This window comes from Chryseobacterium sp. c4a (assembly GCF_009900745.1).
In the GTDB taxonomy this organism is placed as follows: domain Bacteria; phylum Bacteroidota; class Bacteroidia; order Flavobacteriales; family Weeksellaceae; genus Chryseobacterium.
The window spans coordinates 1-24,231 of sequence record NZ_WXVU01000013.1; the positions used below are offsets into that span (position 1 = coordinate 1).

Consider the following 24,231-nt stretch of genomic DNA (forward strand, 5'->3'; position numbering starts at 1 on the left):
ATGCTATATACAACCTTTAGGGTGGTTTTAGCGGTGGGGCTCACCTGTTCCCATTCCGAACACAGAAGTTAAGCCCACCAGCGCCGATGGTACTGCTAACGCGGGAGAGTAGGCCGCCGCCAGTTTTTATTTTATTTTTAAAAATCCTTTATCGAAAGATAGAGGATTTTTTTTTGCTTTATACTTTAGGGAGAGTACACCACCAACCACCATCTATTCCTTATCATTATTCTATTATCGTTATTCCCTGTATCTTGTTATCCTGTAAGGATCTCAACAGGAGTATGGAAATCAGTGAATAGTGTTTACTAAGCTCTATTCATTCATTCTTTGTATTATAGATTTTGGCTAAAGCCATTGGATTGTTTGTAAATAATAAAGCGGGCTAAAGCCCACTTCTATTGAATGGAGTGAACACTGTAGAAATATACCAGCCAGGGCTAACGTTGTCGAGATTCCTGCGGGATAATAAAGAGAGTAGATAAGCAGGAATACTTTTTATTTTAGACAGTTCTTTTTTATATCATCAGTGAATGATGCTTACTAAGCTCTATTCTTTTCTTTCTTTCTTTCTATTATAGGTTTGGGCTAAAGCCATTGGATTGGTTGTAAATGATAAAGCGGGCTAAAGCCCACTTCTATTGAATGGAGAGAACACTGTAGAAATATACCAGCCAGGGTTAATGTTGCCGAGATTCCTGCGGGATGACAAAGAGAGTATGGAAATCTGCTAATGATGTTTATTAAGCTCTATTCTTTCTTTGTATTATAGGTTTTGGCTAAAGCCATTGGATTGTTTGTAAATGATAAAGCGGGCTAAAGCCCACTTCTATTGAATCGAGTGAACACTGTAGAAATATACCAGCCAGGGCTGACATTTATATTTTTCTAGATTATCTACGAGATGACAAATCGTGAGCAGTACTGACATTCTATAGTATCATGCAAATATTCATCATCAACTATAGACTACTTTTTGCTTATTATTAATTAATAATTTTATAATCAATTTCATAGGCCTCTATTTATTCTCATGATCTATTGTTCTTCCTAGCCCTGATAGGAACGGTTACCCCACAGCAAGAGGTGGAGAGGGGAAGGATTGAGCGTTGGAATAGAAAGGTGCGAGGAGTATGAGTGGATAGCAGGATTAAGCTCCTGAAAATTATTTTTGAATAAGTTTGAAACCAACGTTATTTCTATTCATAAAAATTGCAATAGACTAAATCTCTTAAAGTCTTTTTATTTATGTTGTAACTTTATTTTATGAAAGAGCATATTGTGAGAGGGTTCAGGTTTGAAACTTACAAAGCACCGGAACTGTCTGTATTTGATCGGTTATTGGAAATTTTTACAGATTTGTTGACCCATACCTCAGGAGATTTTGATGAAGCCATTGACTGGCTTAGAATGCTTGATGAAGAATATCAGCTTACAACTCCGGAATACACTATTGACGATTTTATTGAAGACCTTAAAAAGAAAGGATATATCCGCGAAGAAGTTGATCCTAATGGAAGAAATGGAATTCGCCTAAGCGCCAAAATGGAGCAGAATATCCGTAAACAAGCACTCAATCAAATATTCGGAAATCTTGGTAAAAGTGGTAACGGAAATCATAAAACCAATAAAAGCGGAACAGGAGAGGATACAACTGGAGAGTTCCGTAATTATAACTTTGGTGATTCGGTAGAGAAAATTTCCATTACGGAAAGTCTGAAGAATGCTCAAATTAATAACGGAATTGGAGATTTCCATCTTACTGAAAATGATTTAATTGTAGAAGACAGTATTCATCAATCACAGATGAGTACCGTTTTGATGATTGATATTAGCCACAGTATGATATTGTACGGAGAAGATCGTATCACTCCGGCCAAAAAAGTAGCAATGGCACTTGCTGAGCTGATTACCACACGTTATCCAAAAGATACTCTGGATATTATTGTTTTTGGAAATGATGCATGGCCTGTTAAAATTCAGGATCTGCCTTATCTGCAGGTTGGCCCTTATCATACAAACACCGTTGCAGGCCTTCAATTGGCAATGGATATTTTACGTAGAAAAAGAAATACTAATAAGCAGATTTTCATGATTACCGACGGAAAACCAAGTTGTATTCGTCAGGCTGATGGTACTTATTATATGAATTCTTATGGATTGGATGAATACGTAGTTCAGAAATGTTATAATATGGCATCTCAGGCACGAAGGCTGCATATTCCGATCACTACTTTTATGATTGCTCAGGATCCTTATTTACAGCGTTTCGTGAGTGAATTTACAGAAGCTAATCAAGGAAAGGCTTTTTATACGGGACTCAATGGATTAGGACATATGATTTTTGAGGATTATGAGACTAATCGTAAGAAAAGAATCCGCTAGAAAATAATTATTTATTAAAAATATATTTCAAATTTTATAAATCAGATTGTAAATAAAATGACTGAAAAGCCAAACATAAAAACACTGGGTTCATTAAGAGCGTCAGGATATATATCAAAAAATATAAAAGACGAATTAAGAGATAATTTAAAAGTTAAAATTCGTAATAAAGAATCTGTATTTGAAGGAATTTTCGGATATGAAAATACGGTCATTCCTCAATTGGAGCATGCAATTCTAAGCCGACATAATATTAATTTATTAGGATTGAGAGGTCAGGCAAAGACCAGACTGGCAAGAATGATGACCTCTTTACTGGATGAATGGATTCCTTTTATTGAAGGAAGTGAAATTAATGATGATCCATTCAATCCGATATCCCGTTATGCTAAAGAATTAATTGAGGAGGAAGGGGATAATACTCCAATAGAATGGCTTCACCGTGATGAAAGATTTTTTGAAAAATTGGCTACGCCGGATGTGACTGTTGCGGATCTGATTGGTGATGTAGATCCTATTAAAGCAGCCAATCTTAAACTTTCTTATGCAGATGACCGTGTGATTCATTTTGGGATGATTCCGCGTGCGAACCGTTGTATTTTTGTAATTAATGAATTGCCGGATCTTCAGGCGAGAATTCAGGTTTCTCTGTTTAATATTTTGCAGGAAGGTGATGTGCAGATTCGCGGATTTAAGGTGAGAATGCCTTTGGATATACAATTTGTTTTCACGGCGAATCCTGAAGATTATACAAATAGAGGAAGTATTGTAACTCCACTGAAAGATCGTATAGGATCTCAGATTTTGACCCATTATCCTGAAAATATCAATATTGCAAGAGAAATTACCAATTATGAATCCAGTTTAGACAGTCGTCAGAAAAATGGAGTATATGTACCTTCGTTAGCGAAGGATCTTTTAGAACAGATTGGTTTTGAAGCTCGTGATAGTGAATATGTAGATTCAAAAAGTGGAGTGAGTGCCCGTATGAGTATTACAGCTTTTGAAAATTTATTGAGTACGGCTGAACGTAGATCTCTATTGACTGGTGACGACGCAACTTCTGTAAGATTAAGCGATTTTGTGGGGATTATTCCTGCGATTACGGGAAAAGTGGAATTGGTGTATGAAGGTGAACAGGAAGGCGCTGAAGCGGTGGCTCAGTTATTAATTGATAATGCGATCAGAACTTTATTCACTTCCTATTTCCCGAAAGTGGAAAAACTAGAGAAAAAGAATATTGATGGGCCGTTTAGTCAGATTACGGAATGGTTCTTGGAAGACGATGGCTTTTTGGAAATTACAGATGAGTCTTCGGATGAAGCCTATGCAAAATCTCTTAACAGAATTTATCCTCTTGATCAGATTATTGAAAAATATCAGCCGGATACTCAACCGGAAGATGTTTTATTCTTAAAGGAATTTATTCTTTGGGGATTGGCAGTTAACAAAAAGCTGAATAGAGAAAGATTCAGAACGGGAGTATTCTTTTCTTAAGAAAATTCATAAATAATCTAAAAAGCCAAAAGCTACAGCTTTTGGCTTTTTAGATTATAAAGAATCATTAAATTATATTAAATTTAAGAATATGACATATAAGCAAATTCAAGATGAATATAAAAATAAGTACAATTCATCAATAAAAACTTGTTGGATCGCTGATACAAAAAGAAAAATGGGATTACCTGTTAAGATTGCCTACAACAGAATTGGCGAAACCCCCAAATATCCATGTCCAAAAGAAAAATTTGAAGAGATAAAAAAAATTATCCAAGGTGAATGAATCAGATTTACGTGAAAAAAGGCTTTAATCAATAAAGATTAAAGCCTCATTTAGTATATTATCAAACCTGGATAACCCCCAGATTAAATTTCTCTGTAATAGGAGAGTGGTTAGCTGCTTCTATTCCCATAGAAATCCATTTTCTGGTATCTGCTGGGTTGATGATAGCATCTGTCCATAATCTAGCTGCTGCGTAAGTAGATTCCGTTTGTTTTTGGTATTTCTTTGAAATGGTATCCAAGATTTCGTTGTGTTCTTCTTCGGTAATTTCCTTGCCTTGTTTTTTCAATGTTGATTCTTGAATCTGTGCCAATACTTTTGCGGCTTGTGCTCCTCCCATTACAGCAAGATCTGCCCAAGGCCATGCTACAATAAGTCGTGGGTCATAAGCTTTTCCACACATAGCATAATTTCCTGCTCCATAAGAATTTCCTGTAATGATGGTAAATTTAGGAACTACTGAGTTGGAAACAGCATTTACCATCTTAGCTCCATCTTTGATAATTCCACCATGTTCTGACTTGGATCCTACCATAAATCCGGTTACATCTTGTAAGAAGATTAAAGGGATCTTTCTTTGGTTACAGTTGGCGATGAATCGGGTTGCTTTATCTGCAGAATCAGAGTAGATGACTCCGCCAAACTGCATTTCTCCTTTTCCACTCTTTACTAATTTTCTCTGATTGGCTACAATTCCTACAGACCAGCCATCTACTCTGGCAGTAGCACAGATGATACTTTTACCATAATCTGGCTTATATTCTTCATATTCGGAGTTATCCACAATACACTTGATAATTTCATAGGTATCATATTGCTCTGCTCTGGAGACAGGCATAATTCCGAAGATATTGTCTGGACTTTCTTTTGGTGGGAAGCTTTCTATTCTGTCGAAGCCTGCTTTTTCAGTACTTCCGATAGATTTCATAATATTTTTAATCCTGTTTAGAGCGTCTTTATCATCTTTTGCTTTATAATCAGTAACTCCTGAAATAGTACAGTGTGTTGTAGCTCCTCCTAGTGTTTCATTATCGATGCTTTCTCCAATAGCTGCTTTTACAAGATAACTTCCTGCAAGGAAAATAGAGCCTGTTTTATCCACAATCATGGCCTCATCACTCATAATAGGAAGATAAGCTCCTCCTGCAACACAGCTTCCCATAACAGCCGAAATCTGGATGATTCCTGAAGCACTCATTTTAGCATTATTTCTGAATATTCTACCGAACATTTCTTTATCCGGGAAAATTTCGTCCTGCATAGGTAAGTATACGCCTGCAGAATCCACAAGGTAAATAATTGGAAGTCTGTTTTCCATTGCTATTTCCTGTGCTCTCAGGTTTTTCTTTCCAGTGATAGGGAACCAGGCTCCCGCTTTTACAGAGGCATCATTGGCTACAATAAGACATTGTCTTCCGGAAACATAGCCCATTACTACTACAACTCCTCCGCTAGGGCAGCCACCATGTTCTTCATACATTTCGTAGCCTGCAAATGCTCCAATTTCTATGGAATCAGAATCTTTATCAAGAAGATAGTCTATCCTTTCTCTTGCGGTCATTTTTCCTTCCTCACGAAGCTTTTGAAGCCTCTTTTCGCCGCCTCCTTTTTTGATCTCGGCAAGCAAGCGATTTATCTCTGATAATTTTAATCTGTTCTGATCTTCTCGTTTGTTGAATTCGATGTCCATAGAATTTTCAATTTTTTACGCTTAAAGATACTATTTTTATGAGGAATACGAATAGAAAGTAAAACAGTTGTTTAATACTTTGGTTATTAGGAAATTGTGAAATTTTTAACTAAAAAATATTTTTAAATAATTGAGATTTTTTCTAACTTTACATCAGAGTAACAGGGGGTGATATCCTCTGCAAAATACTCTGTTCCTAGTTTATTTTTTTAATAGTTTATTATTTGAAGGCCCTGAAAGTTTAACCAATTTTCAGGGTTTTTTGTGAGTGTGATCAGAATTTGTTAGTAGTATTTTCTATATTCTACTATATTAAGATCAGTGAATGTATTTTTAAATTTCTTGTATTTTTTAGCTGGAGTGAATCCTAGTTTTTCTGGAATTTTTTTGCTGGCTATATTATTTTCATCTACAGGGTATAAAATATATTTGAAAGTAAAATTCTTTTCCAGAAATTTAATAAGTGCTGTAATGATCTCAGTTCCGAATCCTTTCCCTTGAGAACTTTCTTTAAGCCATAGCCCAAGTTCAATAGACTCTTCCGTTATATCATGAATCCCACAGCATCCGATAAAAGTCTCGGTTGAATCTAGAACAACCATTACCAGGTCTGTATTTTGTGATAAGCCTCTTTCTGATTCACTAACAAAGTTGACAATATCTTTTCTATCTCCTTCTGGATTAAAAGGCATATATTGAGTAACATCTTTTGTAAAATGCTCCAGAATATCATCTATGTATAACTCTTTAACAGGTTGTAAGGTGAGATATTCTGTTTTGATCTTAATATTTGTATGGAGTATCATCTAATTATGAATTTGTTTTTTATAATCTTTTTATAAAATTAATAGAATAGATCATGTATTAGCTACAAAAACTATTAAAAACTTTATTTGTCATTTTTTTATTAATTTAAATTTAGATTTTTTGTAAGATTTGTAAAAGCCTATTTGTAAATTTGCCTGTTAAAATTTTAAAGAGGAGAGGATATGCATAAAGTAGCGCTTTTTAGATTGCACTTAATAGTATTTTTATGGGGATTCACTGCAATTTTAGGAAAACTGATTCATGCGAATGCTCAGATTCTTGTCTTTTACAGAATGCTGTTTGCTGCGATCTTTCTTTTTGCATTTATCAGAATATATAAAAAGGAAAGTATAAAAGTTTCAAAAAAAATATTTTTCCAGCTGGCAGCCATAGGTTTTGCCATGGCTCTTCACTGGTATTGCTTCTTTTTTTCGATTAAAGTTTCCAATGTATCCATTGCGTTAAGTTGTTTATCGTTATCAACACTTTTTGCATCAATTCTGGAGCCCATTATTTTTAAAAGGAAGATCGATATTTCAGAAGTAGTGATGGGAGTAGTGATTGTAGCCTGTATTCTACTGATTTTCAAAACAGAATTTCAATATAAGGAAGGGATCATATATGGGGTGCTGTGTGCTATTTTTGGGACAATATTCTCTGTCTTTAATGGCAAAATGTTTGGTAAAACGAGCTCCGGCAACATTATATTTTATGAAATATTTTGTGGCTGGTTTATTTTAATGTTATTTTATTTGTTTTCAGGCCAAATTTTTCAAATGAATGAAATAAACTATCGCGATATCGCGTTAATATGCTTGTTAGCAAGTGTTTTTACGGCTTTCCCAATGCTGGAATCAGTGAAATTAATGAAGTATATCTCACCTTTTACTCTAATTTTAACAGTTAATTTGGAACCTGTTTACGGAATTATACTAGCTTTTTTTATCTTTGGGGAATCAGAACATATGAGCCCTATATTTTATATTGCCTCAGGAGTTATGATACTGGCAATCATAGTGAATGGATTAATTAAAGCCAGAAAAACTAAAAACTTTAACTAGCATCAATTTTATATGATGAAAAAATATTTTTTACTCACATTTTCACTGCTCTATGGGCTGTCTCAATCTCAGATTATCAGGAAGTATTCCAATGAATTCTTAAATATCGGAGCAGGTGCCCGAGGACTGGCAATGGGAGGTGCTGTAATATCCAATCAGGATGACGTATATGCTCCTATGTGGAACCCGGCAGGTTTGATGTCTATAGACAAAGACTGGCAGGGAGCAGCAATGCACGCTGAATACTTTGAATCTATTGCAAAATATGACTATTTAGCATACGCCAGAGTAATGGAGGAAGGTGTGTTTGGAGTATCGGTAGTGAGACTTGGAGTAGACAATATTTTAAATACAACCCAGATGATTGATGCTGAAGGGAATATTGATTATGATAAAATCACGAAATTCTCTCAGTCTGATTATGCAGCTATTCTTTCTTATGCATTCCGTCCTGGTGGAAATCCAAACTTGGATGTAGGGGTGAATGCCAAGATCGTTTATAGAAATGTGGGTAAATTCGCCAATGGCTATGGTTTTGGTTTTGATGTAGGTGCTATTTATAAAGGTGAAAACGGATGGAAATTCGGGGGAATGGTAAGAGATATTACCACTACCGTCAACTTTTGGAGTATCAATCAGAAAGAATTATCTACTGTTGTTAACGGAGAGGAATTCAACCCGGCACCAAAAGATAAAATGGAACTTACAATGCCTAAACTTAATGTAGGGGCGAGTAAACTATTTGAAATCAATAGCAGTGTATATGTATTGCCGGAAGCAGGGATCAATGTGGATTTTGCGAAGACAGCTTCTCTTATTTCAACTGATTTTGCAAGTATCAGCCCTTATGCAGGAGCTGAGCTAGGGTATCAGAAAATGATTTTTGTAAGATTAGGGATTAACAGATTCCAATCTATTACCGATATAGAAGATTTAAAAAGAAAAGTTTCTTTCCAGCCGAGTGCAGGGATTGGAATTAGATATAGAGGACTTACTCTGGATTATGCAATTACAAATTCAGGGATTGGCGGATCTAATTTCTATTCCAACTTCTTCTCACTTAAACTGGATATGGGAGCCTTCAGAAATGATTAAAACGAGGATATGAAAAAGTTATCAATGTTGATGTTGGCTATTTGCTCAACGGCTGTTTTCGGACAGAAAGTTTCAGATTACAAATATGTATCTATTCCTGATAGGTTTACAACCTTCAAAGGAGATTACGGTTTAGAGGATGTTTTAATAAAAGCATTAAAAAGCAAGAAGTATACGGTATTGCCTACAAGTAAAGATCAATGGCCATGGGAAGCTAAAGATAACAATTGTAATGTTTTGAATGCTAATGTAGTAAGTGTTTCAAGCTTTTTTACAAATAAATTGGTTCTTGAGTTTAAAGATTGTAACAATAAAACAGTTCTTGAGTCAAAAGGAAGCTCAGACATAAAAGACTTTGAAGAAGGTTTGACAGATGCTTTAAAGATTGCCTTAAAGCCTGTTGGTATCTCTAATCCTGTTCAGAGTTCTGCACCACAAGCTCCATCAACATCAACAAATTCAGAAGGAAGTGCTAATTATTCTAATGGAAAAATAGAAGTACAAAAGATACAGATTGATGCGAATCAGTTTATTTTAGCAAAATCAGGGAGCTCTGTACCGTTTGCTATTTTTAAAACAACTTCAAAAAAGGATGTCTTTATGGTGAAACTTTCAGATAATACGAGTACAATGACAACCGGTTATTTTGAAAATGGAAATATCGTTATTGATATTCCACAAGCTGATGGAACCTATTCGAAGGAGGTCTTTACCCAAAAATAAATGATTAGATTTTATCTAGATATCAAAATAAGCTCTTGAAAAGAGCTTATTTTTTTTATTGAATATGTTGATGTGTTTTTTATGGTTTATAGAAAACATCCCGTTTTGTAACCATTTTAATTCAATGGAGAGCAGGATCATTTACATGAATACAATAAGGAAAAATAAATAATGTAGAGTGCTATTGAATGTAAATGATAAAGCCTTATCATTTACAAAATGAGAATTTTTTTCATGGTATTATTGGTTTTGATTAATAATACTAATTTATGAAAAAAATGCAAATAATGATATTATTTATTTTATATTTTAAATATATTTAATTTTTGTTGATTTTCACTTATGTTTATGGGTGTTTTTGTGTTTTTTATGTCTCTCTTTGGGAGAATAGAGGAATAGTGAAGCTTTTATAAAAAACTTCATTTATTTGTGGAAAATAAACTTATGTGGTAGATGGAATTACCCATTGTTATTGAAAAACTCCCAAATCACTTTTGCTTTGCTTTTGCCTAAAATTTCTTCAAGGGTTTCCTGATTGGCTTCTTTGATTCTTTTTACAGACTTCAGTTTAGACAATAATAATTCGATTGTTTTTTCTCCCACTCCTGGAATTTCCTCCAATTCTGATTTAATAGTGGAATTTTTTCTCCGTGTTCTGTGATGTTTAACCCCAAATCGGTGAGCTTCATCTCTTACTCTTTGCAGAATCTTTAACGTTTCAGATTTTTTGTCAAGATACAATGGAATAGGATCTTCGGGGAAGAAAATCTCCTCAAGTCTCTTGGCGATCCCTACAATAGTAATTTTTCCATACAGACCCAATAATCTAAGGCTTTTAACGGCAGAAGATAATTGTCCTTTTCCACCATCAATAAGAATTAGTTGTGGAAGGCTTTCCCCTTCGTCTAACATTCTTTTATATCGGCGGTAAATGACTTCTTCCATTGTTGCAAAATCGTTGGGGCCTTCTACCGTTTTAGGATGGAAAATTCTATAGTCGGCTTTGCTGGGTTTACCATCTTTAAAAACTACACAGGCTGAAACTGGATTGGTTCCCTGGATGTTTGAGTTGTCAAATCCTTCAATATGTCTAGGCTCTACAGGCATTCTAAGAAGTTTCTGCATTTCAGCCATGATTCTGTTGGTATGTCTTTCCGGATCAACAATCTGAACCTGTTTCAATTTTTCCAGGCGATATTCTTTTGCATTTTTTTCAGAAAGTTCTACGATTCTTTTCTTATCCCCAACTTTAGGAACAATAAGCTTCACATTCGGAATCTCTACAGACAAATGAAAAGGAAGCAGGACTTCTTTAGAATCGGAACCAAACTTCTGTCGGATTTCAATGAGTGCCTCTTCCATAATGTCTTCATCCGTTTCTTCAAGAATCTTTTTAATCTCTGTAGTGAAACTCTGAATGATATTCCCGTTTCTTATTTTAAAGAAATTGATATAAGCAGCCGTTTCATCACTGGTCATACCAAAAACATCTACATCATCGATATTCGGATTTACTACGGTATTTTTAGCCTGATAATCTTCCAGAATATCTAATCTTTCTTTAATGATTTGAGCTTCTTCAAACTGAAGATCAGCAGCTAATTTCATCATCTGATTCACAAGATATTCTTTGGCTTTTCGGAAATCTCCTTTGATGATTCCACGGATGGCATCTATCTTTTCATCATATTCTTCTTTGCTTTCAAGGTCTTCACAAGGCCCTTCACAGTTTTTAATATGATACTCCAGGCAGACTTTATACTTGCCATCTGCAATTTTAGCGGGAGCAAGATTCAGATTACAGGTTCTGAGTTTATAAATATGTTTGATGGTATCCAGTAATATCTTTGCCGGGCGTACCTTAGCGTAAGGGCCATAATATTCCGAACCATCTTTAATCACATTTCTGGTTAAAAAAATGCGAGGGAAATCTTCATTTTTAATACAGATCCAAGGATAAGTCTTGTCATCTTTCAGCATGACATTGTAAAACGGCTGATGTTCTTTGATTAAGTTATTTTCTAACAAAAGAGCATCATATTCACTGTTTACAATGGTGGTTTCAAGACGCTGGATCTTGCTGACCATAATTTTGATCCTGTATCCTGAAAGGTTTTTATTGAAGTAGGAGAGAACCCTCTTCTTTAAGTTTTTAGCTTTCCCCACATACAATAGCTGTTCGTTTTTATCATAATAACGATAAACGCCCGGTTCAGAAGGTAAAGTTTTGAGTTGTAATTCTAAAGAAGGATTCATATAACAAAATTAAGCAATCTTTCTATTTAAAAAGAAAAAACCTTCAGAATGCTCTATGAGTTTTAAAATTTATGTTTTTAATACTATTCAGTTTTATGGATGGTAATTTCTACTTTCGGGAGGTAGAAGTCATAAATTAATTCAGTTGTTTAGATAAAAAGATAGAACAGTGAAATTTAGTTTCTTCAATTATTGCTAAATGCGTAATTTTAAGAAAATTTTTTAGAAATGATATACGGAGTAGATGTTTTTACTTTCCATGATGTTCTGGAAATATGTAAAAAACCTAATAAAGCCAAGCTGAATAAAGCAGCAAAAGACCAAATTTTAAAATCTCAGAAAAACGTACAGCAAATTGTAGAGTCCGATAGATGTGTGTATGGAATTAATACAGGTTTCGGGCCATTATGCGACACCAAAATATCTGCGGATGAAACCGCTCAGTTACAGTATAACTTGATTATTTCTCATGCAGTAGGAGTAGGAAAGCCAATTGAAAAGGAACTTTCAAAGATCATGATGATTGCTAAAGTTCATGCTTTGTCAAAAGGATTTTCCGGCGTTTCTTTAGACGTTATTGAGCGAATGATTCTGATGCTTGAAAAAGATATAATTCCTGTAGTTCCTGAGCAGGGTTCTGTAGGAGCATCAGGAGATTTAGCACCTTTAGCTCACCTGGTTTTACCTTTATTGGGTCTTGGGCAGGTTTGGGATGGTGACCAAGTTTCTGAAACTATGGCAGTTTTAGAAAAACATAATCTTGAACCATTGACTTTAGGGCCAAAAGAAGGATTAGGATTAATTAATGGAACTCAGTTTATCCTGGCACACTCCATCAAAGGATTGGAAAAATTTGAGTATTTGTTGGATCTTGCTGATATGACTGCTGCAATGAGTATTGAAGCGTACAGAGGATCTGCAAGTCCATTCAAAAAGGAGCTTCACGAGATCAGACCCTTTGAAGGAAGTAAAAAAGTAGCAGCGAGAATGCTTAAATTCCTGAAAGGATCTGAGAATATGAAAGCTCATGAAGACTGTGAAAGAGTTCAGGATCCTTATTCTATGAGATGTGTACCACAGGTTCACGGGGCGAGCAGAAATGCTTTTGAACACCTTAAAAGTATGGCAGAAACAGAGTTGAATTCTGTAACAGATAACCCAATCGTATTAAGTGCTGAAGAATCTATTTCAGGAGGAAATTTCCATGGGCAGCTGATGGCTCTACCTTTAGATTATGCAACTCTTGCAGCAGCTGAGCTAGGAAATATTTCAGACAGAAGAAGCTATTTACTATTGGAAGGAAAATACGGGCTTCCAAGATTACTAACAGAGAGCTCAGGATTGAATTCAGGGTTTATGATCCCTCAATATACTTCAGCAGCTTTGGTAACAGAAAATAAAACATTGTGTTTCCCGGCATCTGCCGACTCTATTCCTACAAGCTTAGGACAGGAAGATCATGTTTCTATGGGAAGTATTTCCGGAAGAAAATTCAATCAGGTTCTAGGAAACCTTGTTAATATTCTTTCTGTTGAATTGATGTTTGCTGCTCAGGGATTAGAGTTTAGAAGACCAGCAAAATGTTCCAAAATCATTGAAGAGAACTTTACTATTCTTCGTTCAAAAGTTACAAAACTTGAAGACGACAGATTGATTGGGCAGGATATGCTGGCCATTGCTGAGCTGATCAAAGAAAGAAAGTTTGTTGTAAACTAATAAAAATGAAAAGCTTCCGAAAGGGAGCTTTTTTATTTCCACCAATCTTTTAATATAAAAATATGACTATACATAGAACCGATTCTAGTTCTTTAGATTTCCAAACTTTAGTAAAATATCTTGATGCAAACCTTGCAGAACATAATGGTAACGAAAATGGATTCTTTGCCCAGTATAATAAAATCGATAGGATTAATAATTGTATTGTTGTTTACATTGATGAAGTTCCGGCAGCATGTGGAGCTTTTAAAGAATTTTCAGAAGGTACTGTTGAAATCAAAAGAATGTTTACCCATCCCGAATACAGAAAACGTGGATTAGCTTCTACCATTGTTAAAGAACTGGAAAGCTGGGCCAAAGATTTAGGGTATAACAAAGCAATTCTTGAAACTTCCCAGGATTTAACGAATGCAATTTCCGTTTATGAAAAAAGCGGATTTCAAAGGATACCTAATTATGGACAGTACATAGGGGTTGAGAGTAGTGTATGCTATGAAAAAGATTTAATATTTTAAAATGCATTTATTTGATTATATTATGATGTAATCCGTAAAATTAATATTCATATAATGCTAAATTCATTTTTTTTAAGCTTTTAATTCTCGTTAAAGTGTTATATTGTGATTCCAATCAAAATTATAATATATGAAAAAAAGTGTATTCTTCTTAGCATTATTTTTTGCTTTAAATTCCTGTACGCAGGAAGAGCTTCGTAATGAAAATCCAACCATTGGAACGGTTCAGAAAGATCCTCTGACAGCCAAACAGGTTAATGAAAGAATCAATGAAGCTATTAAAAAAGATGGTACTTTCAATTGGAAGAATGAATCTGATCACTTCCTTTGGAGTGCTATTTTTCGTGGAAACAGAATGGTATCTATTGGATTTGGATCATCCAAAGATGATTTTGACAGAAGTAAATCTCCGGATAACAAAGAAATGGAGAATGAGATTTTAAATGTCATTGAAAAATCTGAAGGAAAAGGTTCAGCAAGATTTCTTCTGAATTCGGATAAATATCTTAATCAGATGGATGTTACCATCGAAAAAGAAGAAACACTTGTAGCTCTTCGTCAAATGAAATCTATCCGATATGTAGAACCTGCAGACTATCATTATTTTGAAAATGAAGCAAACTACAATACTACCGCGAAATCTTCAGGAAGTGGTTCGTCAGGATGTGGCTTTTCTACTGCTACTTTAAGTGCTGTAGATTATACGTCTACTACACCTAGTGCAAAAATTCCATGGGCATTTGCCAAACATAATATCCCTGATGCCTGGAATTATAGTACAGGAGCAGGCGTAACGATCGGCCTTATTGATACAGGAGTTTCTCCGGATCAGTCATTATTGGGATCTAGTTTTAATAATGGAGCTTCATCTGGAAGAACAATTACTAAGTTTGGCGTTTACAACTCAGATGGTTCAGCAGATCAGTGTGGACACGGAACTAAAATGGCTTCTGTAATGACCGCACCTAGAAATAATGCAGGACTTCCTGTAGGAGTCGCTTATAATGCTAATCTTATAGCTTATCGTGCTGCTGAAAACGTTGTATTGGAAACTTCAAGTGAGCAAAATGGAGTAAAAACTGCATTTACAGAATTAGGAAACAATACCAATGTAAAGATCATATCGATGTCTATGGGACATATTTTTTCAGTAGGAAAAATTGAGGATGGAGTAAAGTATGCCTATGCCAGAGGAAAACTGATTTTCTGTGCAGGAGGAACCTCTACCAGCTTCACCAATTTTGTAGGTGTTATTTTCCCTGCTTCAATGTCGGAAACTCAGGCTATAACAGGAGTGAAGGAAGGAACTTCTGACCAAAAATGTAATGTTTGCCATTCAGGAAGTCAGATTGATTTTACTTTCCAGATGGAAAGAGCATCAGGAAATACAGTTCCGGTTTTAAGCTATTATAATGGGCAGGCCGATTATGTAGGAGGTTCTTCAGTGGCAACGGCAGCTACTGCAGGAATCGCAGCTTTGGTTTGGGCTAAAAATCCATCATGGACAAGAGATCAAGTGCTTAATAAAATGAGACAATCGGCAACTTACTATCCGAATGTTAATTCAAGCTATGGCTACGGAAACATCAATGTTTTAAAAGCTGTACAATAAATAATACGATGATAAAAAGAAAAGGAAGCATCTCATTTGAGGTGTTTCCTTTTTTGTTATATTATGTTATCCGATTCTTACACTCGTCATACTTAATGAACCGCCAATCAGCTCGTCATTAAATAGTTTTAGCTCTTCAGACTGATCTTTCAAACCTAAGGTATAGAGTAAAGGCAGGTAATGATCAGGAGTAGGAACAGCATACTGTAAAGAAGTTCCCTGTTTATGATAATCAATAATATTCTGGAAGTTGCCATCCAGAAGCCAATTATTGGTTTTCTCCCGAGCTTCTATTGCCCAATCCCAGCCGGCACCTACGGTATTGATGTTTTTCCAGTCAATCATGCGCAAGTTATGAACAATATTTCCGCTGCCTATGATCAGAATTCCTTTTTCACGAAGTTTATTCAGCCTTTTGGCAAGGTCATAATGATATTGTGGAGGTTTTGTATAATCAATACTTAATTGAATCACGGGAATATCTGCATCAGGATATAAATGTCTGATAACTGACCATGTTCCATGATCAAGCCCCCAGTTGTGATCTTCTTCCACTTCTACAGGAAGTAAAAGTTCAGCGGTTTCTTTAGCCAGTTCAGGACTTCCTGGAGCAGGATATTGTACATCAAACAATTCTTTAGGAAACCCGGAAAAGTCATGGATGGTTTTAGGCATTTCCATCGCGGTAACAAAAGTTCCCGGAGTGTACCAATGCGCAGAAATACATAAAATAGCATTAGGCCTTGGAATCTCCGTGGCTATTTTTCGGAATCCTTGTACAAATTGGTTTTCTTCAATAGCATTCATAGGAGAACCGTGTCCAAGGAATAAAACAGGCATTCTTTGTGTATTCTTGAAATTTTCGCTTATATTTTGAAGATCGTTGAGGTTCATAATTCTTGAATATTAATAAAAAAGAAAAGGTTCAAGGTTTTTTAGTAAAATCCCTGAACCCTTTATAAAGTATGTTTTCAATTAAGCTTGTTTTACAAACTGTAATTCTCCAGCGATTTTTACATCATCACTTACCATTACACCTCCTGCTTCAAGAGCTGCATTCCAGTTCAATCCGAAATCTTTTCTGCTGATTTTTCCTTCAAAAGAGAAACCTGCTTTTGTATTTCCCCATGGGTCAACATTGATTCCACCAAAGTCTACATCCAATGTTACTGGTTTTGTAATTCCGTTGATCGTAAGATTCCCCACAACTTCATTGTTTAGGTTCTGAGATTCAAAAGTAATGGTTGGATGAGCTCCAGCATTGAAGAACTCTTCAGACTTTAAGTGATTGTCTCTGTCAGTATTATTAGTGAATACAGAATCAGTCTGAATAGTAGCTGTAGTTTTAGCATTTGCAAAGAATTCATCTTCAGATTCAATTTCAGCTGTGAAAGTTCTGAAGCTTCCTTTTACGTTAGAAATCATCATGTGTTTTACTTTGAAAGTAATTTCACTATGTGTTGGGTCTAATGTCCATTTTGTTGCCATTGTAATGTTGTATTTTTTGTTATTATTAATGATGCAAATTTAGAACAGAGGACATATACGAGTCATTGATATAGGATAAGAAATGAAATGAGCTCATTTGAATAACGGATTTATTTTTCATTTTAAAATTCCCAATTCATATTCTCGCAAATACAATCCTTACGTTTAAAAATGTATTCTTTTAAACAAACTTTGTGTCTTTACGTTTCCCCAACCAACACCACAAAATTCTACTATTAAGATAAGAAATAATTTCTATCAATTGATTAATTCCATTTTATGAATGTTTTATTTTAACATTTCTTAACGGATGGTTTTTATTTCTTATTTTTGATGGATTCAATTTTATACAATGAAATTACATAAATTTTCTTTATTGATGCTTGTTTTGGGTAGCTCAGCATTTGCCCAGACACAGAAGTTTACGATGGCGGAGGCTGTAAATGGAATGAGAACCAACCTGGCAGTGAAAAATATTTCACAATTTTCATGGTCTGCAGATGGAAAATCCTATATCCAATCTGTAAAAGGTGGGTATTTGACTACAGATTTAAAAACAAATAAGCAAGATACGCTGGTATCTCTTACAAAGCTGAACAAACAGTTTACGGATGGTAAACTTACGGCTGTTCCTGCTATTAAGTTTACAGGAATATCAAACGGGTATTTCAATACAAATGGTAAAATGTTCTGGATTGAAAAGTCAGGAAACGATTGGAAAGTAAAGAACTCAGCAAAAATAGATCTTGATGCTGCCAACGTAAAAATGTTTGGTGATGGACAGACTTTTGCTTTCACCGCAAAGAATAATTTATTTGTCAATAAAAATGGGAAAACCATCGCTGTAACCAATGAAGCTAATGAGAATATCATCAGTGGCCAGACAGTTCACAGAAATGAATTCGGAATTGATACCGGAATTTTCCCGGCACCCAACTCTGAAAGCGTTGCATTCTACAAAATGGATCAGAGTATGGTAGCAGATTACCCGATTATTGATTGGTCGGTAACGCCAGCTGTTAACCATAACATCAAATATCCAATGGCTGGACAAACGTCTCACCAGGTAACATTAGGTGTTTTCAATATTAAAACTCAGACAACAACCTTCCTGAAAGTTGATGGTGAAAAAGATCAGTATTTGACTGCTGTTACATGGAGCCCGGATTCAAAATATATTTTTGTAGCTGTATTGAATAGAGGACAGAATCATATGAAGATGAACCAATATGATGCTGCTACAGGAACATTAGTGAAAACTTTATTTGAAGAAACAGACAGTAAATATGTTGAACCACAACATCCGCTTACTTTTTTCCCAAATTCAAATACAGATTTTATCTGGCAAAGCCAGAGAACAGGATACAATCACTTGTTCCATTACAATCTTGAAAAAGGATTGGTGGCACAGATTACAAAAGGAGACTGGTTGGTTACCGATATTTTAGGATTTAATGAGAAGAAAAAAGAAATTTTCTTTACTTCTACTAAAGAAACTCCTTTAGAAAGACATTTATATAAAATCAATTGGATGAATTTCAAAATGGAGAGACTAGACTCTGAAGCAGGAATGCACTTTGGACTTCTGAGCAATGACGGGAATCACTTATATGATGCTTACAGTAATGCGAACACTCCAAGAGTAGGAAATATTATCAATACATCCAGTTTAAAATCTACCAATATTTTTACTTCTGAAAATACATTAAAGAATTATCAGAGACCTGAAATTAAAAATGTAGAATTAAAAGCTGATGATGGAACACCGTTATATGGTAAAATTATCTTGCCAACAAATTTTGATCCTAACAAAAAATATCCAACGATTGTTTATTTATACAATGGGCCGCATCTGCAGCTGATTACAAATAGCTTCCCGGCTTCCGGAAATCTTTGGTACGAATACATGGCTCAGAACGGATATATTATCTTCACTATGGATGGAAGAGGTTCTTCCAATCGTGGAATGAAATTCGAACAGGCTGTTTTCAGAAACCTGGGGACAACAGAAATGAACGACCAGATGAAAGGCGTTGAATATCTAAAATCACTTCCATACGTAGATGGTGATAAAATGGGTATCCATGGATGGAGCTTTGGAGGATTTATGACAACAAGTTTTATGCTTCGTAAGCCAGATGTTTTCAAAGTAGGAGTAGCTGGAGGACCAGTAATTGATTGGAGTATGTATGAGATCATGTATGGAGAAAGATATATGGATACACCTCAGGAAAACCCACAAGGATATGCCACAGCTAATCTTCTGGATAAAGTTCAGAATCTGAAAGGAAAACTATTAATGATCCATGGAGCGCAAGATGATGTAGTGGTATGGCAACATTCTATTAAGTTCATCAAATCAGCAGTAGATAATGGAGTTCAATTGGATTACTTTGCTTATCCGGGACATCCACATAATGTGATCGGAAAAGACAGGGTTCACCTGATGCAGAAAATCACAGATTATTTTGATCTGTATCTGAAGAAATAATAACAAAATCCAGCCGTTCGGTTGGATTTTTTTTGTAGTTGTTGGAAAACGCAAGAGCGCAAAGGCAATAAAAGGCATGCTATTTTAAGGCACAAGAAAATCAAAGATTTTCAGTAGAAGTTACGCTGATTTTTTGCCACGAATGCACGAATTTATTTTAATAATGTTAATATCAGATACTGTATTCTATACCTCATGTGGCTTTAAAATTTTCAACTATATTAGGAACATACGCTTTTTTATATGCTAAAAAATCCGTGCATTCGTGGCAATTATTCAGCAGTAAACAATTTTATCGCAGATAAAATCCTCACGCCTTAAAAATAGGATCATATTAAATTTTCTTTGCGCCCTTGCATTCTCCAACATCAAAGATTTATCAGTCTTTAAAGTATAGTGTCGATCTTATCAAACATCAATGCAAATGACATTGTATAGCTCTATTTTTGTGTAACTAAAATCAACAATATGGAATTAGGAATAGGAATGTTCGGAGATTTAGCTTTCGATCAGTCAACAGGGAAATATAGAGATGCAGGAATCAAGCTTCATGAAATTCTGGAGCAGGTAAAATTCATGGATGAGGTAGGAATAGATGTCTTTGCCATGGGAGAGCATCACCGTCCGGATTATGCTGTTTCTTCACCGGAAATTGTATTGGCAGCAGCGGCAAGCATTACCAAAAATATAAAATTAGCAAGTGGAGTAACTGTTTTGAGTTCATCAGAACCGGTAAAAGTGTATGAAGACTTTTCAACATTGGATTTGATCTCCAACGGGAGAGCCGAAATATTTGTGGGACGTGGCAGCTTCATTGAATCATTTCCATTATATGGCTATTCATTAAATGACTATGAGGAACTTTTTGATGAAAAACTGGATTTGTTATTGAAAATCAATTCTGAAGAAAATGTAACCTGGTCAGGAAAGCTTCGTGCTCCAATGAATAATCAGACCGTATATCCAAGAGCAAAAAATGATGGTAAAATATCTATTTGGAGAGCTGTAGGAGGAACACCACAATCTGTTTTAAGTGCTGCTCAATTAGGAATGCCATTAGTGGTTGCAATTATTGGCGGAATGCCAATCCAATTTAAAAACCTGATTGAATTTTACAAGCAGGAATATCAAAAAGCAGGGCATGATATGTCCAAAATGCAGATTGCGATCCATTCGCATACTTTTGTAAGTGATGATCAGAATGTGGTAGACGGATATTTCCACAATTATAAATCTCAAATGGATAGGATAGGCTCTTCCAGAGGTTGGGCTCCTTATACCAAAATGCAGTATGACGGGGGAAGAAGCAAAGACGGAGCCTTATTCATCGGAAGTCCGGCTGAGGTAGCAGACAAAATTGCTTATATGAAGGAAATCTTTGGAATCACAAGATTTATCGGGCACATGGATATTGGTGATCCAGCTCATGATATCATGATGAAGTCTATTGAACTATTTGGGAAAGAAGTAAAACCATTGGTAAAAAACCTGTAATTACGGGTTTAATTTAATAATAAAAGTCACAAAAGTTTTTTAACTCTTTGTGACTTTTATGTTTTTAAAACCTAAGATTAAACAATCTCAATCAAGCTTCCTCTTTCCTCATCTTTGATAATATTGAGTGCTGTAGGAATTTTTTCTTTAAGCTCTTCCACGTGAGAGATAATCCCCACAATTCTGTTTTCCTTCATCAGATTGGTCAGCGTTTCAAATACAATATTTACCGATTCGGTATCCTGAGTTCCAAAACCTTCATCAATAAAGAAAAAGTTTTTATCAGCCTGAGCGTTGGACTGAACACTTTCTGCTAATGCTAAAGCAAGACTTAAAGATACCTGAAAAGCCTGTCCTCCGGAAAGAGTTTTTACACTTCTGCTTCTGCCTTCGTTGAGGTAATCGATGATCTCAAAATCATTATTCTCGTTAAGCTGTAAGCTCAGTTGATTTCTTGTCATCCTGTGGAACCGGATATTGGCATGATCGCACAGTTGTCTCAGATAGATAGAAGAAACATATTGTACAAAACCGGCACCTTTGAATAGATTCATCATCAGTTTCAGATTTTCAGAACGTTTCTGAAGTTTTGTCAACTCTTTCAGAAGTTCTTCTTTTTTCTTGTATTCCTTCTCCAGTCTGTCTTTTTCAGCAATCATGGTCACCACGGCATCATTGATTTGTTTCAGTTCAGCCTGAGCCTCTCCAAACTGTCTTTCAGTCAGTGAAAACTGGTCGCTATCAAAAGAAAGTCCTTTCAATTTCAGTTCCAATCCTTCAATCACTTTCTTCAGGGTTTCAAAATCAATTTTAAATTGCTGAATTTTAGCTCTTCCTTCCTGAATATTGATCTCCTGCTGCAGGATATTTTCAACCTCATTAAATATTGTGAAATTGTTTTCACTTAAAGCTTTATCAATCGTTTGCTGATTCTCTGAAATTTCTTTTTCAAAGTTTGCAATCTGCTTTTCAGTTTGGCTGACAATAGTTTTTTGTTCTGCTAATTTGGGTGCAAGGTCTTTTTCCTGTTGAGACGCTTTTTGATGTAGTTGTTCCGTTTCAGTATTGGATTGTTTCAATTTCTGATAAACTTCCTCCACTTCAGTTACTGTTTTTTGCTCATAAGATTCCCATTCCAGGATTTTAAGATGGGAAAGGCTGATGTTGATCTCTTTCTGCTTGGTAGCTTCTTCCAGTTTAAAGGTTTCCAAAGCATTTTTATATTTTTCCAGAACTTTATTTTCCTTTTCCAAGGTTTCACGCTCCAGTGTAATGGTTTTCTCTATTTCTTCAATCTTCTTTTCCAAAGCAAAAGAATCCGATCTTTTTTTCTCAAAATCATCCTCCTGATCCGGGCTGAACTGTTTCCATGTAAATTGCTGAAGATGGTTTTCCAAATCTTTCTGGATCTGTTGAAGAACTTTTTGTTCAGAGATCAGTTGTTCTTCAAAGATTTTCTTTCTATCCAATATTTTTTCGACAGCTGTTTCCTGCTGTTGAAGTTGATGAACTTCCTGTTCAATTACTTTAATCTTCTCCTGAATATCCTGTAGCTCGGTATTGACATCATGAAATTCCACAATATGCGGATGCTCCTGAGCGCCGCAAAGCGGACAAGCCTCACCATCATGAAGTTCATTGGCAAAACGGGTGAGCTCTTTTTGAATTTTCAGGTGATCCAGTTTTTGAGAAAGTTCTTTTTTCTTTGCTTCCAGAACCTCTTTCTTTTGATTGAAATCGGCTTTAAAATTATCCTGAAGAGCAAAGGGTTTCAGTTCCTCAGTAATCAGTTCAATGTGTTTCTGATGTGTTTCTGTTTTTTCAATCTGTTCCTGCTGGGATTTTTTGAAATTTTTCTGCTGAATAAACCAGTTTCCCACCTTGGAAAGTAGGGCAGGATCAATTTTTTGCTGTTTTAAAATATCAATATTTTTAGAAAGCTCAGTGATCTTTTTCTGAATAATCTCTTTTTGAGCTTCTACTTCTGCTACCTTTTCCGATCCTTTCTGAGTTCTCTCATTAAGTGTTTCAATCTCCTTATAAAACTTCAGGATCTGTACAATAAGATTCAGATCATTTTCCTGTATTCTGGATTGTTCCAAAGCTTTAAATTTAGGCTCCAAAGTTAGGAGTTGTTCCTTTACAGCATTAAAAGTAACTTCTGTTGTCTGTAAAGTTTTGATCTGATTTTCTTTCTCATTTCTTTTTTCAGTAATTCCTTTTGAAAGCCTGTTTTTTTCGATAATCAATGGATTAAAAACTCTGAAAGTACGATCATACAGTTCTATTTGAGTTTCCAGTGCATCCATTTGCGGCTTTTGCTCAGAAAGGTTGTTGAAGTTTTCCCGGTTTTGTAGTAAGCTGTCAAAATCCGTTTTTAAGTTTTTCAGTTGTTGATAAGTCTGGGAAATCTTTTCAAATGTTTCATTAGCCTGAGTCAATTTTTTTTGTTCTTCCCCTAAAAGATCTTTCTGAAGCTGAATTTTTTCCTCACTGATTTCCTCAAAACCCTTCAGTTGGCCTTCAAGTTGATCCAATTCGGATCTGTTTCTGGTATTTAAAGCTGAAACATTATTCTGCAGATCATAACGCTGAAGACTGAAAATCTCCTTCATCATATTGGTTCTGTCAGCAGCACCTAGCTCAAGAAACTCCTTGAACTGCCCTTGAGGAATAATGATCGTTCTTTTGAAATTGGCATAGCTTAAACCTATAATCGCTTCTGCGTTGGAATGTTCTAAAGGGATCCACTTTCCATCAATATTTTCATAGAAAGCTACAGAATTAGGCTTTACATCCTCAAACTTTTTAGAATTTCGTCTGAAATCCCTGGTCGCACGGAAAACTTTATTTTCATAATTAATAAAATCAAACTCAATATAAGAACTGTTGGATTTTAAGTTCATCATATTGTATGCTCTTTTATCACGCATATTCAGACGTTCCGTTTCACCATATAAGGCAAACGAAATTGCTTCAAGAACTGATGATTTCCCGGAACCCACAGCTCCGAAAATACCAAATAAACCAGCTTCTGTAAGGTTTTTGAAATCTATAGTCTGGCGCTCCTGGTAAGAATATAAACCTTCAACTGTTAATTGTATAGGAATCATAG

At 35.3% G+C, this 24,231-nt stretch carries 17 protein-coding genes and 1 rRNA gene; 12 read left to right on the forward strand and 6 right to left on the reverse strand.

What is annotated here, in order from left to right; translation table 11 throughout:
• Positions 1-17 precede the first annotated feature (17 nt).
• The 4 genes from rrf to GTR01_RS16145 all read left to right on the forward strand — a co-directional run bounded on the left by rrf (position 18) and on the right by GTR01_RS16145 (position 4,168).
• Positions 18-125, forward strand: a 5S ribosomal RNA gene (gene rrf / locus GTR01_RS16130).
• A 1,141-nt stretch (positions 126-1,266) separates the two neighbouring features.
• Positions 1,267-2,385 (forward strand): vWA domain-containing protein, encoded by a 1,119-nt coding sequence (locus tag GTR01_RS16135; protein WP_160138833.1) that lies wholly within the window; start codon positions 1,267-1,269, stop codon positions 2,383-2,385.
• 57 nt (positions 2,386-2,442) lie between these two features.
• Positions 2,443-3,882 carry an AAA family ATPase gene (locus tag GTR01_RS16140; protein ID WP_160138834.1) on the forward strand — a complete coding sequence of 480 codons (1,440 nt, stop codon included), beginning with the start codon at positions 2,443-2,445 and terminating at the stop codon, positions 3,880-3,882.
• A gap of 91 nt (positions 3,883-3,973) precedes the next feature.
• Positions 3,974-4,168: a hypothetical protein gene (locus tag GTR01_RS16145; protein WP_160138835.1), complete on the forward strand. Its 195-nt coding sequence runs from the start codon at positions 3,974-3,976 to the stop codon at positions 4,166-4,168.
• Between the two features lie 61 nt (positions 4,169-4,229).
• On the opposite strand, the gene GTR01_RS16150 is transcribed toward GTR01_RS16145, so the two are convergent.
• Positions 4,230-5,858, reverse strand: coding sequence for an acyl-CoA carboxylase subunit beta (locus GTR01_RS16150; RefSeq protein WP_160138836.1), 1,629 nt, complete (start codon positions 5,856-5,858; stop codon positions 4,230-4,232).
• 284 nt (positions 5,859-6,142) lie between these two features.
• Complete coding sequence (locus GTR01_RS16155) at positions 6,143-6,664, reverse strand: GNAT family N-acetyltransferase (RefSeq protein ID WP_160138837.1); 522 nt, start codon at positions 6,662-6,664, stop codon at positions 6,143-6,145.
• Positions 6,665-6,847: 183 nt separating this feature from the next.
• On the opposite strand from GTR01_RS16155, the gene GTR01_RS16160 reads away from it, so the two are divergent.
• Genes GTR01_RS16160 through GTR01_RS16170 form a run of 3 tightly spaced genes read left to right on the forward strand, consistent with a single transcriptional unit; the run spans position 6,848 to position 9,544 of the window.
• The gene (locus tag GTR01_RS16160; protein WP_160138838.1) at positions 6,848-7,726 is read left to right on the forward strand and encodes a DMT family transporter; all 879 of its coding nucleotides are present in this window, start codon (positions 6,848-6,850) and stop codon (positions 7,724-7,726) included.
• Between the two features lie 12 nt (positions 7,727-7,738).
• Positions 7,739-8,821, forward strand: a complete 1,083-nt coding sequence (locus tag GTR01_RS16165) for a PorV/PorQ family protein (RefSeq protein ID WP_160138839.1) — start codon at positions 7,739-7,741, stop codon at positions 8,819-8,821.
• 9 nt (positions 8,822-8,830) lie between these two features.
• The gene (locus GTR01_RS16170; protein WP_160138840.1) at positions 8,831-9,544 is read left to right on the forward strand and encodes a hypothetical protein; all 714 of its coding nucleotides are present in this window, start codon (positions 8,831-8,833) and stop codon (positions 9,542-9,544) included.
• A gap of 459 nt (positions 9,545-10,003) precedes the next feature.
• Here GTR01_RS16170 and uvrC read toward each other — a convergent pair whose 3' ends face one another.
• Positions 10,004-11,800 carry an excinuclease ABC subunit UvrC gene (uvrC, locus tag GTR01_RS16175; protein WP_160138841.1) on the reverse strand — a complete coding sequence of 599 codons (1,797 nt, stop codon included), beginning with the start codon at positions 11,798-11,800 and terminating at the stop codon, positions 10,004-10,006.
• Between the two features lie 228 nt (positions 11,801-12,028).
• On the opposite strand from uvrC, the gene hutH reads away from it, so the two are divergent.
• From hutH to GTR01_RS16190, 3 genes are all read left to right on the forward strand, one after another.
• Positions 12,029-13,516 carry a histidine ammonia-lyase gene (hutH, locus tag GTR01_RS16180; RefSeq protein WP_160138842.1) on the forward strand — a complete coding sequence of 496 codons (1,488 nt, stop codon included), beginning with the start codon at positions 12,029-12,031 and terminating at the stop codon, positions 13,514-13,516.
• 62 nt (positions 13,517-13,578) lie between these two features.
• Complete coding sequence (locus tag GTR01_RS16185; RefSeq protein ID WP_160138843.1) at positions 13,579-14,031, forward strand: GNAT family N-acetyltransferase; 453 nt, start codon at positions 13,579-13,581, stop codon at positions 14,029-14,031.
• Positions 14,032-14,161: 130 nt separating this feature from the next.
• Positions 14,162-15,643: a S8 family peptidase gene (locus GTR01_RS16190; RefSeq protein WP_160138844.1), complete on the forward strand. Its 1,482-nt coding sequence runs from the start codon at positions 14,162-14,164 to the stop codon at positions 15,641-15,643.
• Positions 15,644-15,709: 66 nt separating this feature from the next.
• Here GTR01_RS16190 and ygiD read toward each other — a convergent pair whose 3' ends face one another.
• A complete protein-coding gene (gene ygiD / locus GTR01_RS16195; RefSeq protein WP_160138845.1) occupies positions 15,710-16,537 on the reverse strand; it encodes a 4,5-DOPA dioxygenase extradiol in 828 nt (275 codons plus the stop codon).
• 81 nt (positions 16,538-16,618) lie between these two features.
• On the reverse strand, positions 16,619-17,131 hold the full coding sequence (locus GTR01_RS16200; RefSeq protein WP_160138846.1) for a YceI family protein: 513 nt from the start codon (positions 17,129-17,131) through the stop codon (positions 16,619-16,621).
• A gap of 352 nt (positions 17,132-17,483) precedes the next feature.
• Here GTR01_RS16200 and GTR01_RS16205 point away from each other — a divergent pair, with 352 nt between their 5' ends.
• Both GTR01_RS16205 and GTR01_RS16210 read left to right on the forward strand, forming a co-directional pair.
• On the forward strand, positions 17,484-19,622 hold the full coding sequence (locus tag GTR01_RS16205; protein WP_160138847.1) for a S9 family peptidase: 2,139 nt from the start codon (positions 17,484-17,486) through the stop codon (positions 19,620-19,622).
• A gap of 468 nt (positions 19,623-20,090) precedes the next feature.
• Positions 20,091-21,116, forward strand: a complete 1,026-nt coding sequence (locus GTR01_RS16210; protein ID WP_160138848.1) for an LLM class flavin-dependent oxidoreductase — start codon at positions 20,091-20,093, stop codon at positions 21,114-21,116.
• Between the two features lie 77 nt (positions 21,117-21,193).
• On the opposite strand, the gene GTR01_RS16215 is transcribed toward GTR01_RS16210, so the two are convergent.
• Positions 21,194-24,229, reverse strand: a complete 3,036-nt coding sequence (locus tag GTR01_RS16215) for an AAA family ATPase (RefSeq protein WP_160138849.1) — start codon at positions 24,227-24,229, stop codon at positions 21,194-21,196.
• Positions 24,230-24,231: the final 2 nt, after the last annotated feature.